A 15,130-nucleotide genomic window follows, 5' to 3' on the forward strand; every position below is an offset into this window, starting at 1 on the left:
GCGCACGTTCAGTTCGCGCCCCCGGGACGTGCGTCGTTGCGGGCGCCAGCGGTGCTGCCCTTTCCGAAGCACGCGCACTGGTCACGACGCCCCGGCCCGGCTCACTGTGCCCGCTGCGGGTCGCTCCGAAATACGCGAACTGAACGTGCGCGCTACGGCCCTGCCTTGCGGCGTCGTACCTTGCGGGCGTTTAGCCCCTGCCCGCCATGCCGCAACGCATCCTCCAGGACCTGCACGAGGTCAATTTCACCGCCATCGACTTTGAAACGGCCACCGAGCGGCGCGACAGCGCCTGCTCCATCGGGCTGGTGCGGGTGCAGGGCGGCGAAATCACGGCCACGCACCAGTACCTGATCCGGCCGGTGGAGCTGCGCATGGCCCCCATGAACCAGCGCGTGCACGGCATTTCGCTGCAGCAGGTGCTCACGGCCGCGCCCCTGCCCGAGCTGTGGCCGCTGCTGCAGCCCTTCGTCGAGGGGCAGCTGGTGGTGGCCCACAACGCGCCCTTCGACGTGAGCGTGCTCGAACACTCCCTGCGCGCCTACGCCGTGCCGGTGCCCGACTTCCACAGCCTGTGCTCGGTGAAGCTGATGCGCGCCAGCCACCCCGGCTTGGACTCCTACCGCCTCAACGCCCTGGCCGCGCACTTCGGCCTCACCCTGAACCACCACGACAGCCTCTCCGACGCCGTGGCCTGCGCCGAGCTGGCCATCCGCGCCCTGCGCAGCGGCCACCCCTTCCGCTGGGCCCTGAAGCAGCGCGAGCTGACCAAGGGCATCGGCAGCGCCAACAAGCCGCGGGTGGCGCGGGCGTGGCGGTGGTAGTAAGCTACTGCTACTTACAAGGCGTCGTTTTAAGTGCGGCCGGATCAATCTTCGCGACTTTACTCGGCTCGCAATTGCGCCTGCATGGCTCACTCCTTCCAGTTCGCTCAGAACGCTAATACCGAAAGAACCATTGGCGCCACGGACAGCATTCAGTACGTCTATATGTGGTTCTTCAACCAAGCCGCCCGGGCCACGGAGCCCGACGCAGCTGCCGTTGCTCTGTGCCGGCATTACAGCTCAGAAGTAGCCAACCGGCGCACTTCCTGCCTGGATTTGCGCCTCGGGGAAGTAATGCAGTCCGCCAGTTTGCGGACCTGGTATCTGCGCAATCTTGCGCAGATGGCAGTAGATTTTGACGATTCCGGTGAGGCAGTGGACAACGACTACCTGAACGCCATTTCGGAGCTGCGTACCCATTATGCCCGGCCAATACCCACGAATAAGCTCAAGAACCTGCTGAACGATATTCAGTGGATTCTGGCCGTGCCCGGCTCCCAGCCTTCCGACGACTTCGTGTGGTTCGAAGATGCGTTGCCGCAACCTTGATTGCAGTAACCCGCGCCAACCCTAAAACAGCACCGCCGCCTGCATCCGCCCGGTGTGAATCACGTTCAGCCCGTTGGGCTTGCGGCCGTCGTAGCTGAGGGTGATGTTGAGGCCGTTGCTGAGGCGCTGCTCCAGGTTCAGGTTCCAGGTCAGGTTGTTGCCGGGGCGCAGGGCCTGCAGGATTTCCAGGCCCACCACGGAGCTTTCGGTGCCCTTGAAGCCCACGCGCACCAGGCTGGCGGTACCGGAAAGGGTGCGCTTGCCCACCTGGCTCACGCGGGTTTCCACGCTCAGCTCGTCGAACACGCCGCGGGCCAGCGGGGTGCCGGGGTCGGGCGTGAGGCGCAGGGTGTTGCGCTTGGTGGTGCGGTGGTAGCTGCCGGTGAAGCGCCAGATGCCGGTGGGCTGGTAGCTCAGCTCGGGCTGCAGCTCGTACTGCTCCAGCAGGAAGTTGCGTTCGGCCAGGTAGCTGCTGCGGTTTTCGCGGATGCTGCGGGTGCCCGCGAGGCGGCTGGTGAGGCCCGTGGTGAGGGTGCGGCGCAGCAGCAGGCCCTGGCTGGCGAGGTTGCGGGTGTCGGAGCCCTGGGCCAGCAGGGTTTTCTGCTGGGTTTGCTGCACCGTCAGCTCGGCGCCGAAGATGGGGTTGGAGCGGTTGAAGTAGAGCGTACTGCGCAGCAGCTTGCTCAAAGACAGCAGCTGCTGGTCGGCGGTCTGGTAGGCGAAGGGGTTCAGGCGGGCCAGCAGGTCGCGCTCGGTGGTGCGGCGGTCCAGGTTCACGGTATTCACGGCGCTGAAGCGGGCGGCCACGGCGCGCCAGCCCTTGGCGTCGCGCCACTGGCGCGGGGCGCCCAGCGTGAGGCGGTAGGCAAAGCGGTTGGTAAAGGCCGTGACGTAGGTATCGGTGAAGAGGTAGACCTTGATGTGGGTGCGGTAGACGGCGTCGGGCGTGGCGGCTTCGAGGAACTCCTCCTTGTCCTGGCGGTTGTTGCCGTTCAGGTCGCCGGCGTAGTAGTGCGTGCCCTGGCCCTGCTGCCCGGCGGGCACCGGGATGAACACGTAGTCGCGCTTCGGCTCCCGGCCGGTGGCCACGTTGTAGGTCAGCTCGGAGCGCAGCTGGCCCTGCAGCAAGGCCACGTTCCAGCCCAGCTGCCCGAGGGCGGTGCGCTGCCGGGCCGAGTCGCGGGCGGCCAGGTCGCGGTAGGTAGCCAGCAGGCTCAGGTCCTGGTATTTGCCCAGCTTGGTGCTGAGCTGCCCCTGCCAGGTCTGGGCCCGGCCGCGCTGCTGCAGGGTGCGCAGGTCGGCGGCGGGCGTCTGGTCGCGGCGGAAGGTGTAGTCGAGGCGGAACTTGGTTTTGGCGCTGTCCTGGCTGGTGAGGAACAGCGCGTGCTCGTCGAAGTAGTTGGCGGTGGAGAGCGAGTCGCCGGAGGGCAGGCGCACCCGGTTTTTGTCGAAGCGGTAGGCGTAGCCGGGCAGCACCGGGCCGCGCAGGTAGCGCACGGCCGCCTCGCCGCGCGTCCAGGAGCTGCGGCGGCGGCCAGCATCGGCGCCGAGCAGAAACAGGGAGCCGCGCAGCTCCACGTCGCCCACGCGCTGGGCCGCGTCCAGCCAGTGCTGCACCCCGCTGACCTCCCCGGCCCGGTAGCGGCGGCTCACGCGGTAGTTGATGCTGTTGTTCACGTCGCGCACTAGGCCCAGCGAAAAGTTGAAGATGTTGTCCTCGCGCGAGATGCGCCCGCCAGTGGCATTGCTCTGCTGGGTGGCCGCGGTGCTCCAGTTGCGGTCAAACTCGATGTCGCGGTAGCGGTCGATGGGCGCGAAGCGGCGGCTGGTGTACTCGTAGTCCAGGGCCGAGCGGAGGCGGTAGCCCTGCAGCTGCCCGGCCAGGCCGGCGCGGCGGGCGTAGGCCGGGCGGCCGTCGGCCAGGCGGTAGCTGCTCAGCCCGCCCCCGATGGGCCGGCCCTCCATCACGTAGCCGATGCGCATGGCCTGGCCCTCGTCGGCCTCGGGCGAAAAGCGGTTCAGATCGAGCTTGGAGGAGGCCAGGTCGACAAACACCGTGGTGGTGGAATCGACGCGGAAGCTGGCGCCGGCCGACACGACCTGCTTTTCCAGCGGCGTGGGCAGCAGGCGCTCGGGCCGGTAGCGCCCCTGCGAGATGCCGCCCACCGGGGCCACAAACTCGTAGACGCGGCCGTTGGCGTTGACCCGCGTGGGGTCGGTGCTCAGCACGTAGTCGGCCCCGCTGGCGCCCTGGCCCACGTCGGTAAAGCGCACGTTGTACACGCCGCGGGTGGAGTCGGTGAGCAGCACGTAAATCCAGCGGGTGGCGCCGGTGCCCGCGTCGGTGAAGCGCACGCGGTTGTACTGAATCTGGCGCCGGTCGTAGGCCACCGAGTCAGCGCCGCCGGTCACAGCCAGGCCCACGTTGTCGCCGATGTTGCGCAGCAGGGTGCGGTCGGCATCGGTCAGCGAGAGGTTGGGCGAGTTGTCGGGGTTGTCGGCTTCGCGGTAGTAGTTGGCGTGCACCTGCAGGCGGCCGGCCTCCTGGTAGTGGTTCAGGTGGTAGAGCGAGCGGGCGTAGTTGAAGTCGGAGTACTCGTAATCGACGCGGAGGCGCGAGTTGCGGGTAATCAGGTGGCGGGGCGAAAACGTCAGCTCGGCGGTGTTGTAGTCGATGACGTAGTCGTTGTCGAAGCCACGCACGAGCAGGCGGCCGTCGAGGTACACCCGCTCGGAGTTGGCCAGGATGATGATGAACTGCTCCCCATTGGGCCCGCGCAGGCGGTAGGGCCCCTGCACGTTCTCGATGGGCTCGACGGTGACGCTGGCAAACTTGCCCTTGGCCACGCCCGCCGCCACGGTGGTGGAGCTGCGCACCGCCCCGCCCAGGGCTCTTTCCAGCCGCGTGGGCGTGCTGCTGGCCGTAACGGTCGTCACCGGGTTATTGGCCGGCGAGCCGCCCGGAATGCCCGACAAGGCCCCCGGGTACGGCGGCACGCCCGGGCTGCCGGGGCCGATGGGAATGGGGTTGAGCGGATTGGGCAGCAGGGCTCCGGGCGCGGCCGTGGTGGCGCCGAGCTGCTGGCCCAGAAACAGGTCGCCGGCGGCGCCCTGCACGTTTTTGTAGAAGCGCAGGAAGTAGTCGGGCTTGTTGCGCAGCACCACGTCGCCGGCGGTCAGGGCCCAGCGGGGGTGCGTCAGGGTGACGTAGATGCGGTCGAATTCCTGCAGCTGCTGGGTGTTGCCCTCGGGCTGAAAGGGCACGTTCTGGTCGCTGATGGCGGCCGTCAGGTTGATTTTGTCGGTGAGCTTGCCCTCCAGCTGCAGGTTCAGCGCCGAGTTGACGAACACGTTCTGGGCGTTGCCGAAGGAAATGCCGCGGGTCAGCGAGCCGGTTTTGTTGATGCCCGGCGTGGCCAGAATCTGCTCCTGCCGCCCTAGGTCGGCGTAGCCCGTAAACGGCCGGCTCTCGAAGCTGAGCGAGTCCATGAGGCTGCGCGGGCGGCGGAAGCGCGGGGCCGCCAGCCGCACCGGCAGCACCCGGTAGCACACCAGCACCGAGTCGGGCCGGTTGGTGGGCAGGCGCAGATCGGGCTGGCCCGGCTCGGGCGAAGCCACCCGGCTGCTGGGCCAGAAGATGCGGTACCGGTCGCGCCGGGCGTCGTAGGCCACGCTGCGCCCGTCCGTCGACACCGAGGAGGGCACCACCGTCAGCGTATCGGCCAGGCTGAACTCGGTGGTATCACGCCCGGCGGGCACGCGCACCCACGCGCAGCGCCTCGACGAAGGCACCGCGCCCGGCCGCACCTGCGCCCGCACGCCCACGGCGCCGCCCGCCAGCAGGACCAGCAAGAGCAGGGAGCAAACAATCAGGCGTAAGGAATACGGCATAGAGCGCGGCTGGTCGGGCCACTCGACAGGGCGAAATAACGCTTGACGGCCTAACGTCGTGCCCGGGCGGAAAAATCCCGGGCGGGAAAGGGCCATAGGGCAAGAGTTCAGAAGGGTAAGAGTTTGGGAGGGTAAGAGTTGATTTTCACTTCTTCCACTCACAAACTTCTAGACGCTTCATCTCCTTTACCCCGGCGCCTGCGGCAGCTCGATAAAGAATGTGGTGCCCTCCCCTACTACCGTCTCAAACCACACCTGGCCGCCGGCGCTTTCGATGCCGCGCTTGGCCACCGCCAGCCCGATGCCCGAGCCGGTTTCCTTGGTGGTGAAGTTAGGCCGAAACACCTTGTCGCGTACGTCCTCGTCGATGCCGCTGCCGTTGTCCTGGATGCTGATGCGCACGGTGCCGGGCGCGGGCAGCTCCACGCGGGCGTGCACCTCGGCGGTGCGGTCGGCCGGAATGGCCTGCAGCGCGTTCAGCAGCAGGTTGTTGAAGGTGCGCACCAGCAGGTTTTCATCGGCAAAGACGGTGGCTTCCTCGGCACCCGGTCCTACTTCCAGCTGCACGTGCTGGTGCAGGGCCACGCAGCGGCGCAGCACCTGGGCAATGGCCAGCCGCTCGGGGCGCATGGCGGGCAGGTTGGTGAAGTTGGAAAACGAGGTGGCAATGTCGGTGAGCACGTCGATCTGGGTGATAAGCGTCTGCGAGATGCGGCCGATCATTTCCTCCAGGTTGCCGCGCTTCTCGGTAAGGGCCCGCTGCAGAAACTGCAGGCTGAGCTTCATGGGCGTAAGCGGGTTCTTGATTTCGTGGGCCACCTGCCGGGCCATTTCGCGCCAAGCGGCTTCTTTTTCCTGCATGGCCAGCTCCTGCTTGCTGTCCTCCAGCTTGTGGAGCATGGTGTTGTACTCGCGCACCAGCAGCCCCAGCTCGTCGTTCGACTCGTAGGCCAGCGGCTCGTTGTTGCCCGTGAGCGTGGTGTGGCGCAGCTTTTCGGTGATGAGCTTGAGCGGGCGCGTGAGCACCCGCGTAGCCACGAAGGTCAGCAGCAGGAAGCCGATGAACATCACGGTGAAGATGTTCAGGATGGTGGTCGTCAGCTCGGTGAGTTTGGTGTTCAGGTCCTTCTGCGAATCGAAGAACGGAATGCCCACGTAGCCCAGCACCGCGCCCGCGCCCGGCGAGGCCGACTGCGCCCGGATGGGCAGGTAGAGCGTGTTGAACTGCAACGAACCGGTCCGCTCGGTGAGCAGGATGCGCGGCTGCCCGCGCTCGGCCAGGGCCACCACGGCTTCGGGGTTCATCAGCGTGCTGATCAGGCCGGCCTCGAAGATGAGCGGCTGGCTGCTCACCACCAGCTCGCCGCGGGCGTCGTAGAGGTTGAGGTCAGTTTCGGTCAGGGCCGATACGTTGTCGACCAGCTGGCCCAGGCGGCCGCGGCTGGTGGAGTCGGCCAGCAGGCCGCGCTGACGCAGGATGCTGGCCTGGGCCAGCTGCCCGCGCCGCTCGTAGCTGCGGCGCAGGTCGCGCTTGTAGCTGTCGGTGAAGAGGCTGGCGGTGGCCAGGCTCACCACCAGCAGGGTGGCCAGGATGCCCACCGTCATAAACAGCTGAATCTTGGCCGAGAAAGTGGTGCGGAACCAGCGCCGCCGCGGATTGCGCAGGGCAAACAGCAGCAGCAGCACGAAGCCTCCGCCCAGCAGGTGCAGCAAAAACCAGAACGAGAAGTTGGCCAGCCACTCGGCCGCCGCGTAGGTGGGCGTGCTCACCACCACGGTGCGCTGCTGCGGCCCCTTCACGCCAAAATGGTGGGCACCGCTCAGCACCAGCCCGTCGGCGTACAGGCGCGGGTCGCGCAGGGCCGCGGCGGGTAGCTCGTTCACGTAGTCGAAGTCGCCCTCGCTGTACACCAGGCGGCCCTTTTCGTAGCCGGCATAGCTCAATTCATTGCCCAGGCCGGGCTGAAAGTACTTCTGGTCCACCAGCAGCTCGGGCACCACGCTGTTGGCGGTGAGCTTCTTCAGGGTCAGCTCCAGCAGCACGGTGGCGGTGTTGCCGGCCACGGTGGGCACCGGCACGAAGGCCACGTAACGGCGCGAGTCGAAGAAGGTGCTGCCGTGCACCAGGTAGAGGTCGGGCAAATCGGTGGGCGTGGCCTGGCGCAGCAGCTGGGCCCGCGTGGCGGCCAACGACAGCACGCCGTCGGCTTCGTTGAGCGGCTGGCCCTGCCCGTCGAAGAGGCTCACGCGCACGTCGTACTTATCGAAGTGGCCCCGCAGGTAGTACTTGGCAATCTTCTGGCGCACTACGTCCTGGCTGGCGAAGCGGTTGGCCAGGCGCGTGCGAATGACGCCGTCGGCGGCAATGTCGTGGGCGCGCTCAGCCAGCAGAAACTCGCCCTGCAGGTCGTTATCCACGAGCAGGTTGCCGGCCAGGCGCTGCTTGTTCTGAATGAGCTGCTCTTTGAAGTGCTGGTACAAGGCCAACGAGCCCACGCTGGCGCTCAGCCCCAGCATCAGAAACAGGAACACCACCACCCGAAACGGCAGCACCCCCGCCAGCTGCCGCAGCGAGGCCACGCGCAGCACCAGGAAGAACAGCAGCGCCAAGCCCAGCAGCACTACGGTGGTTTCGCCCAGGGCCAGGCCCACCGGCAGCACCAGCAGCGTGGCCGCCCCCAGCACGAGCAGGCGCACCGGCTGCGGCTCGGCGGGCACGGCGGCCAGGTACAGCTGCGTGAGCAGCCAGAAGCCGATGAAGTAACTACCAGAGTGCAGCACAACGGCCAGACACAGCAGCAGCTTGAAGCCCGAGAACTGGATGCTCTGCGACACGTCGAGCACCAGCTGGGAGTTGCTCACCGAGCTGAGGTAAAACGAGTACAGCATCAGCAGCCCGCCGAAAAAGCTCAGGCCGGCCGCGCTGGCCACCACCATGCGCCCCGTGCGCCCGGGCACGCGGCGCACGTAGCGCGCCATCCCGTAGCGCCGAAACAGCAGCAGCGCGTACCAGGCAATGATCAGCAGCAGGGCCGCATTGATGAGCAGGTCGCCAAGCGAGGGCGACACCCACGAGGCGGCGTACAGCTTGGGGTCGAACAGGGGCAGCTCGATGAAGGCGAAGGGCAGGTTGAAATGCAGCAGCACCGCCCGAAAAAACGCCAGCGGCAGCACCACCGCCGCCGCCCCGGCCCAGGGCTGCCGGCGCCGAAACAGCCGCCGGGCCCAGGTCAGCCAGGCGGCCACGTAGAGCACGGTGCCCAGCAGCAGCAGGGCCAGCGGCAGGTACTTGCCGGTGATGGGGTCGGGCTGCAGGCTGCGCAGCGAGAAGAGGTAGTGCCCGTCGTGCGAAAACAGCTGGGGCAGGCTGCGATTGTTCTGGGCATTCGGCACCAGGCTCACGTCGAGTCCCTTGAAGAGCACCCGGCCGCCTTCGCGCAGGTAGCGGTTGCTGATGCCGTACTTCCGCCGCAGGGGCACGTAGCTCAGAATAACGAAGGGCCCCGCCGGCCGCCGGATGGCCAGGTAGCTACCGAAGCGCATTTCCACCAGCTTGTCGCGGAAGGGCTGCCCGAGGTTGGCCACTTCCGGCCGCATGATGTGCTCCGACCAGTACAGCAGCTGCCCGTCGCGAAACACGAAGGTGGGGTAGGCAGCGGCCTGGAGCGTGGCGAAGCTGCCCTGGCCGCGCAGCAATTGCACGGCCAGCGTCTCCACATCGTGCTCGGCCCGCCGCTCGGCTGCCGTCAGCTGCTGCTGCAGCCGGGCCACATCGGTGCGCACCAGCACGCCGGGGGCGGCCGCGTGGTTGCTCAGGTAAGCTCCCAGAAAACACAGCAAAGCCAGCAGCAACAGCCCCAGCGGCAGAAAACGCTTGGTCACGAACGGGTAGCGGGGTCGGGCGAGTAGTGGTGAGGTCAAGGGCCTGCTGCGGAGAGTAGGCCCGGCAATAAGCAAAAATGCCGCCAGCAGGCGGCATTTAAACGCTCGGATGATTTACGCGGCGCTGGGCCGCCGTCGGGTTTCGCCAGATGCTGCCGAAATCGTAGAGCATCAGGGCGCGGACGTAGCGAAACAGCGGCGGCGTGAGCAGAATCAGGCTGGCTACCACGCTCACGTACACCCAGGTCGAAGGATCCTGGCCCGGTAGGTAGGTTACCGGCCAGGCCGTAGCTGATGTACAGGGCGCCTCAGCAGAAGCCGGTTTCAGGCTCGTAGTGCTACCCGCATGCCGCGCAGTTCTCGGGCATCCCGTCGAGCTCCGTCAGGCTCCAGGCCGAATGCATGCATACCGGCCCCGCAGGGCAGCAGCGCCAGCCCCGCCGGCGAAGCTGCTGGTTTAGCGGGCCTCCGGCGCCGGCTGCCGCTTGCGGCGCACGTTGCGGTACCAGAAGAAGGCCACCGTGCCGCCCAGGATATAGGGCGCGGCCATCATGTAGAGGATGCCCTTGTTCAGGCCCGAAATATCGTAGCCGTCTTTCTCGGTGCGCGAGGCTTCTACGTTGGTTTTGCAGAGCGTGCACTGCGCCAGGCTCGGGCGCGGGCTCAGGGCCAGCAGCAGCAAAAAGCACAACGGCAGCAGCGCGGTCAATGTCTTTTTCATACCTCTTTCAACAGCTTCAGGGGGACAGAGTTCCGGTTTTTTGCTTGTCGGTCCGGTGTCCGTTTCAACAATACGCAAAGCAGGGCTTCGCGCTACTACCTAATGCGCGTAGTACGGCGCAATCATGAAGTACACGATGACGCCCGTCACCGATACGTACAGCCAGATCGGAAACGTCCAACGGGCCAGGCGGCGGTGTCGGGCAAACTGGTTGGTCAGGGCAAAATACAGGGTGAAGAGCACCAGGCCCACCGTCACGGCCGCCAGCACGATGTGCGTCAGCAGCAGGAAGTAGTAGATGCCCCGGATCAACCCTTCCCCGCCGAAGCGAGTGGTTTCGGCTTGCGAGTGATACACCACGTACGACACCAGAAACACGGCACCCAGCACGAAGGCCGTGCCCATGGCCGCCCGGTGCTTCACCACGTCCTTGCGGCGGATGAAGTAGTAGCCCAGCAGCAGCATCAGGGCCGTCAGCGAGTTCAGCCCGGCGTTGACGGCCGGCAGAAAACTCACGTCGGCCCCCTCGATGCGGAACACGTTGGGGAAGTAGTAGAGCACCGCCACTGCCACCGGAATGATCAGGCCCAGGGCCAGCATCCCGATTTTGTAGGCGCGCGGCGTGGCCGGAGCCGAGCTCAGACCCGCGTTATTCGTGGTCATAGGTGTAAAGCAAAATGCGGATTTCGGTCATCAGCCGGTCGATTTCCTTCGGGTCCATCCCGTCGTACACGCCCCGGATGTGCTTGTCGCGGTCGACGAGCAGCAGGCGCTGGCTGTGCACCAGGCCGGGCGTGCCGGCAATCATGGCCGGGCCGGGCGCCGTCACCTTATATTCCTGCACGGCCAGGCGGTTGATGCTGTCCTTGGGGCCGGTCAGGAAAAACCACTTGTCGGGCAGGGCGCCGTACTGCTTGGCGTACTCGGCCAGCACCGCTACCGAGTCGTGCTGCGGATCGACGGTGTAGGACACCAGCTTCACCCGCGGCTCCTTGCGGTATTTCTCCTGCACGCGCTGCAGCTGCCCGTTCAGCCGGGGGCACACTTGCGGGCAGGTGGCAAAGAAAAAGCTGGCCACGTACACGTCCCCGTCGAGGTCGTGCTGGCTCAGCCACTGGCCCGACTGCGTCTGCAGGCGAAAATCACCTACCCGGTGAAAAACCGTATCGCGCTGCCACTTCCCCCCTACCTGCGTGGAATCCACACGGTCCGGGTAGTAAGTAGGCAGCGCGAAATGGTTGGTACCAAACCCGTACAGGAAGAAAAAAGCCAGTACGGGCGCAAGCAGCAGGAGGCCCAGGATCAAAACCTGTTGCGGCCTCATGTTTAGTGAGCGGCGCCGAAGATGGCTTCGCCCACGGCGCTGCCTTCGGTAATCAGGGCCACCAGCAACCAGACCAACAGGGCCATCGGCACCAGAATCGACCAGATCAGGCCCTTGGTTTCGTGGCGCAGGTGCATGAACTCGGCCACGATGAAGAAGGCCTTGAAGATGGTCAGGATGATGAAGATGCTGTTGCGCAGGGTGCTGGCATCCATCGTAAAGGCCAGCAGGAATTCGAAGGCGGTGATGCCCACAATCCAGGCCAGGGCCTTCAGAATCGGCTTGACGTTGGCTTTGCCGTGCACGGCGTGGCCGTCGGCGGTGTACTCGTGTTCGGGAGCGTGGTGAGCCATGAGCGGTGATATGGTGAAATGGTGAGTGGTGAGTTGATGAAGCAGGGAGCGTCGCACGACAAACTCACTAGTTCACCAACTCACCATTTCACTAATCAGATGAGGTAGAAGAAGGTGAAGACGAACACCCACACCAGGTCTACAAAGTGCCAGTACAGACCGATTTTCTCGATCATCTCGTAGTGGCCGCGCTTGTGGAAGGTGCCGTTGGTGGTGGCGATGAAGGCGTACGTCAGCAGGCAGAGGCCCGAGAATACGTGGGTACCGTGGAAGCCGGTGATGAAGAAGAACAGGTCGGCGAAGAGCACCGGGCCGTATTCGTTTACCTGCAGGTTAGCGCCGTACACCGTCGAGCCGTCCGCCATCAGCAGGCCGTGGTCGGAACCGGTGATAAAGTGCGTCCACTCCCAGGCCTGGCAGCCAAGGAACATGCCGCCGAACAGCAGCGTCCACAGCAGCCACTTCTGCACGTCGTTCTTGTCCATGCGGTGGCCCGCCTCTACGGCTAGTACCATCGTCACCGACGACACAATCAGAATCATGGTCATCAGGGCCACGAAGGCCAGCGGGATGTCCATGCCGTGCAGACCGGGGAAGGAGTTGAATACCTTCTCAGGAATGGGCCAGTAGGCCGAGCTGAATTTGAAGTCGGCGGCGGTGCCCGTGTAGGCAAGGTGGCGGTGACGCACCATGCCGTAGGTGGTCAGGAACGCTGCGAACGTGAAAGCATCCGACAGCAGGAAGAACCACATCATCAGCTTACCATAGCTGACCTTGAAGGGTTCGTTACCGCCGTCCCAGGTGCCGCTACGCGGAGCTTCGTAGGACGCCGAGTTCGTCAGCGTCGTGGTCGGGTTGGCCATAAGGAGCGGAAAAAAGGCGAAATCAGTGGTTCAAAAGTAGGAACAAATACAAGTACAACCAAAGCCCGCCGAGGAAGTGCCAGTAGATGGTGCCGTTGGTCATGGCCATCATCTGGCGGGAGTGGATTTTGTAGCGGAAGGCCTTTAGCAGCAGTATCGTCAGGAAGATCAGGCCAGTAACCAGGTGAAACCCGTGTACGCCCGTGAGCACGTATACGAACGAGCCCGCCGGATTGCTGTCGGCCCCGCCGAAGAAAATCTTGTTTTGCACCAGTTCGCCCCACACTTGGTACTGCCCGATGAGGAAGGCCACACCCAGTGCAAAGGTGACGACCAGCAGCGCTTTTACGCGGCCGATTTCGTCTTTGCGGGCCGCAAACCACGCCCACTGAATCGTCGCGCTGCTCAGCAGGATGATGACCGTGTTGATGAGCATGCCGGTGGGCATGTCAAATTCCAGCCAGTTGCCCTCGCCCCGGCGCACGATGTAGGCGCTGGTGAAAGCGGCAAACATCATGGTGATGCTGATAATCATCAGCCAGAGCAGGAAGCGCAGCGGGTGCACGTTCAGCGCCACCTGCTTATTATTCAAAGACTCGGAAGGATGCATGTTGATTGTTCTGTTGAATGGCTAAATGGCTGTCGTTTCAGAACGGTTAACAATTTAACCGTTAAGCCATTCACCCGTTTGCTTACATTTTGTCGAGGACCAGGGCTATCTGCACGATGGGCAGGTAGAGAAACGAGCCGAACATGATGCGCATAGCCGCTTTCTTGCTAACCGTGCGCATCAGGTAAAAGGTCTGCATCAGGAACAATACCCCGCAGATGGCGGCCACCATCGGGTAGATGTGGTTGGTCATGCCGAAGTAAAACGGCAGCAGGCTGAGCGGAATCAGAATCAGGGTGTAGGTCATGATCTGAAAGGCCGTGCGCAAATCCTTGCCGCCGGCCATGGGCAGCATCTTGAAGCCGGCTTTGTGGTAGTCCTCGTCGAGCACCCAGGCAATGGCCCAGAAGTGCGGAAACTGCCACATAAACTGAATGCCGAACAAGATCCAGGCCTCCTGGGTAATCATGCCGGTAGCGGCTACCCAGCCAATCATGGGCGGCAGCCCGCCCGGAATGGCCCCCACGGCCACGCAGATCGGCGAAATGCGCTTGAGCGGGGTATAGATGAAGCCGTACAGGATCAGCGAAAGCAACGAAATGGCAGCCGTCAGCGGGTTGAAATACAACCCGAGCAGCAACAGCCCCGCCAAGCCCGTGATTACCACGAATATCCAGGCTTCCGGCACGGAAATCACGCCCGTGGGCAGCGGCCGCTTGGCCGTGCGCTTCATGAGCCGGTCGAGGTCTTTTTCGTAAATCTGGTTGATGGTGTTGGCCGAGCCCGTGACGAGCATGCCGCCCAGCATCACCAGAATAGCCCCGACCCAGTGCATGCGCCACGCAAACTCGTGCTGGCCCAGCATGTAGCCGATAGCCGCCGAAAAGGCCACTGTCAGCGACAGGCGGAACTTGAGAAGTTGGAAATAGGCCCTGGCCTTGATCATCAGCAGCAAAAACAGTCAAGCCGGCCGTTCGGCTCCAAATCGGGCCGCAAAGTTACGCAACAACGGCCGGAAACCGGGCTGTGCGGCTGGCTTTTAGCGCCTGCCGATAGCGCACCAGCAGCAGAAACTGCACCCCAAACAACAGCGTGCCCAGCGTGAGGTGAACGGGCTGCGCCGCGGCGGGCATGGCAAAATACGCCAGCAACAGCCCCGCCAGGATTTCCAGGCCGATAACGACCATCGTGGCCGTAGCCAGCCGGCTGAGCGACGCCACGCCGGTCTGGTATAGCTTCAGGGTGACGAAGAGGTTCACCAGCAGCAGCAGCGCCGAAAAAACGCGGTGCAGCGTAAACGCGCCACCGAGCTGCGCGACCCACTGCTCCCGGTGCAGGTAGTTCAGCCCGAAGGCAATCATGTCGATATCCTCCCGGACCTGCGTGCCCACCACAATCTGCCCGAACGTGAGCAGCACCAACACCACCAGCCCGATGGTCATACCCGGCGCCAGCGGCGCCGCTGGCGGCTCGCGCAGCGGCGCCTTATCGGCCCGCACCAGGGTCCAGATCAGCAGCGCCACCAGCACCAGCGCCAGGGCCATGTGAATGGTCACCATCACCGGCAGCAGGTTGGTCGATACCACCAAGGAACCCAGCCAGCCCTGCACGCCCACGGTGATAAAGCTCAGCACCGCCACCCAGAAGATGGCCGGGTCGCGGCGGCGGTAGGGCCAGGCGGCCAGCACCGTGGCGAAGATGAACACGCCAATCAGCGCACCGGTGAGGCGGTTCAGGTACTCAATCCACGTTTTGGTCGGGTTGAAGTCGGTTTCGATGTACTGGGTGGGGTGCGCGAAGATGTTGGCAGCCACCTCTGCAAACCCAAGCTTGCTGAGGGTCTTGGCCAGCCGCTCGTTCTTGGCCACGCGCTGGGCCGTGTACACCTCCTTGTAGTTGGGCGGCAGCTGGCTGACATCCGTGGGCGGCACCCACTGCCCGAAGCACTTGGGCCAGTCGGGGCAGCCCATGCCGGAGCCGGTGCTGCGCACGATACCGCCGACCAGGATAAGCACGTACACGGCCACCACCGTCAGCGTTGCCGTCGCACGAAAGCGACGGGCAAAAGCAGGTATTTCCATCAGAGTTTCCAACAGCGTTTCGCCCCGCAAAG

At 64.6% G+C, this 15,130-nt stretch carries 13 protein-coding genes; 2 read left to right on the plus strand and 11 right to left on the minus strand.

Going from position 1 to position 15,130, the window contains the following annotated elements:
- Positions 1-206 precede the first annotated feature (206 nt).
- Together DLM85_RS17030 and DLM85_RS17035 are read left to right on the plus strand one after the other, a co-directional pair.
- Positions 207-824: a 3'-5' exonuclease gene (locus DLM85_RS17030; protein ID WP_111479323.1), complete on the plus strand. Its 618-nt coding sequence runs from the start codon at positions 207-209 to the stop codon at positions 822-824.
- A gap of 84 nt (positions 825-908) precedes the next feature.
- On the plus strand, positions 909-1,373 hold the full coding sequence (locus DLM85_RS17035) for a hypothetical protein (protein ID WP_111479324.1): 465 nt from the start codon (positions 909-911) through the stop codon (positions 1,371-1,373).
- 21 nt (positions 1,374-1,394) lie between these two features.
- Here the strand turns inward: DLM85_RS17035 and DLM85_RS17040 are convergent, their stop codons facing one another.
- The 11 genes from DLM85_RS17040 to DLM85_RS17085 all read right to left on the minus strand — a co-directional run bounded on the left by DLM85_RS17040 (position 1,395) and on the right by DLM85_RS17085 (position 15,098).
- Positions 1,395-5,264 carry a hypothetical protein gene (locus tag DLM85_RS17040; RefSeq protein WP_133257116.1) on the minus strand — a complete coding sequence of 1,290 codons (3,870 nt, stop codon included), beginning with the start codon at positions 5,262-5,264 and terminating at the stop codon, positions 1,395-1,397.
- 186 nt (positions 5,265-5,450) lie between these two features.
- The gene (locus DLM85_RS17045; protein ID WP_111479326.1) at positions 5,451-9,146 is read right to left on the minus strand and encodes a sensor histidine kinase; all 3,696 of its coding nucleotides are present in this window, start codon (positions 9,144-9,146) and stop codon (positions 5,451-5,453) included.
- A gap of 97 nt (positions 9,147-9,243) precedes the next feature.
- Complete coding sequence (locus tag DLM85_RS25545; RefSeq protein WP_165822178.1) at positions 9,244-9,381, minus strand: hypothetical protein; 138 nt, start codon at positions 9,379-9,381, stop codon at positions 9,244-9,246.
- Positions 9,382-9,603: 222 nt separating this feature from the next.
- Positions 9,604-9,867: a hypothetical protein gene (locus tag DLM85_RS17050; RefSeq protein ID WP_111479327.1), complete on the minus strand. Its 264-nt coding sequence runs from the start codon at positions 9,865-9,867 to the stop codon at positions 9,604-9,606.
- Between the two features lie 99 nt (positions 9,868-9,966).
- Entirely contained in the window at positions 9,967-10,530 is a 564-nt protein-coding gene (locus tag DLM85_RS17055) for a DUF420 domain-containing protein (RefSeq protein ID WP_165822179.1), read from the minus strand.
- On the minus strand, positions 10,517-11,071 hold the full coding sequence (locus tag DLM85_RS17060; protein ID WP_165822180.1) for an SCO family protein: 555 nt from the start codon (positions 11,069-11,071) through the stop codon (positions 10,517-10,519). Before DLM85_RS17060 ends, DLM85_RS17055 begins: the two co-directional genes overlap by 14 nt.
- 122 nt (positions 11,072-11,193) lie before the next feature.
- On the minus strand, positions 11,194-11,544 hold the full coding sequence (locus DLM85_RS17065; protein WP_111479329.1) for a cytochrome C oxidase subunit IV family protein: 351 nt from the start codon (positions 11,542-11,544) through the stop codon (positions 11,194-11,196).
- Positions 11,545-11,639: 95 nt separating this feature from the next.
- Complete coding sequence (locus DLM85_RS17070) at positions 11,640-12,407, minus strand: cytochrome c oxidase subunit 3 (RefSeq protein ID WP_111479330.1); 768 nt, start codon at positions 12,405-12,407, stop codon at positions 11,640-11,642.
- Positions 12,408-12,429: 22 nt separating this feature from the next.
- Positions 12,430-12,999 (minus strand): cytochrome c oxidase subunit 3, encoded by a 570-nt coding sequence (locus DLM85_RS17075; RefSeq protein WP_341537777.1) that lies wholly within the window; start codon positions 12,997-12,999, stop codon positions 12,430-12,432.
- Positions 13,000-13,099: 100 nt separating this feature from the next.
- Positions 13,100-13,963 carry a heme o synthase gene (cyoE, locus tag DLM85_RS17080; RefSeq protein WP_111479332.1) on the minus strand — a complete coding sequence of 288 codons (864 nt, stop codon included), beginning with the start codon at positions 13,961-13,963 and terminating at the stop codon, positions 13,100-13,102.
- A gap of 52 nt (positions 13,964-14,015) precedes the next feature.
- Entirely contained in the window at positions 14,016-15,098 is a 1,083-nt protein-coding gene (locus tag DLM85_RS17085; protein WP_111479416.1) for a COX15/CtaA family protein, read from the minus strand.
- Positions 15,099-15,130 lie beyond the last annotated feature (32 nt).

Origin of the sequence: Hymenobacter edaphi, from assembly GCF_003258365.1 — a bacterium.
GTDB classification, from domain to species: Bacteria; Bacteroidota; Bacteroidia; order Cytophagales; family Hymenobacteraceae; genus Solirubrum; species Solirubrum edaphi.

Coding starts and splice junctions, on each gene's coding strand:
- cyoE (WP_111479332.1), bottom strand. CDS start 13,963: ATGATCAAGGCCAGGGCCTATTTCCAACTTCTCAAGTTCCGCCTGTCG.
- DLM85_RS17070 (WP_111479330.1), bottom strand. CDS start 12,407: ATGGCCAACCCGACCACGACGCTGACGAACTCGGCGTCCTACGAAGCT.
- DLM85_RS17065 (WP_111479329.1), bottom strand. CDS start 11,544: ATGGCTCACCACGCTCCCGAACACGAGTACACCGCCGACGGCCACGCC.
- DLM85_RS17040 (WP_133257116.1), bottom strand. CDS start 5,264: ATGCCGTATTCCTTACGCCTGATTGTTTGCTCCCTGCTCTTGCTGGTC.
- DLM85_RS17055 (WP_165822179.1), bottom strand. CDS start 10,530: ATGACCACGAATAACGCGGGTCTGAGCTCGGCTCCGGCCACGCCGCGC.
- DLM85_RS17085 (WP_111479416.1), bottom strand. CDS start 15,098: ATGGAAATACCTGCTTTTGCCCGTCGCTTTCGTGCGACGGCAACGCTG.
- DLM85_RS17035 (WP_111479324.1), top strand. CDS start 909: ATGGCTCACTCCTTCCAGTTCGCTCAGAACGCTAATACCGAAAGAACC.
- DLM85_RS17030 (WP_111479323.1), top strand. CDS start 207: ATGCCGCAACGCATCCTCCAGGACCTGCACGAGGTCAATTTCACCGCC.
- DLM85_RS17050 (WP_111479327.1), bottom strand. CDS start 9,867: ATGAAAAAGACATTGACCGCGCTGCTGCCGTTGTGCTTTTTGCTGCTG.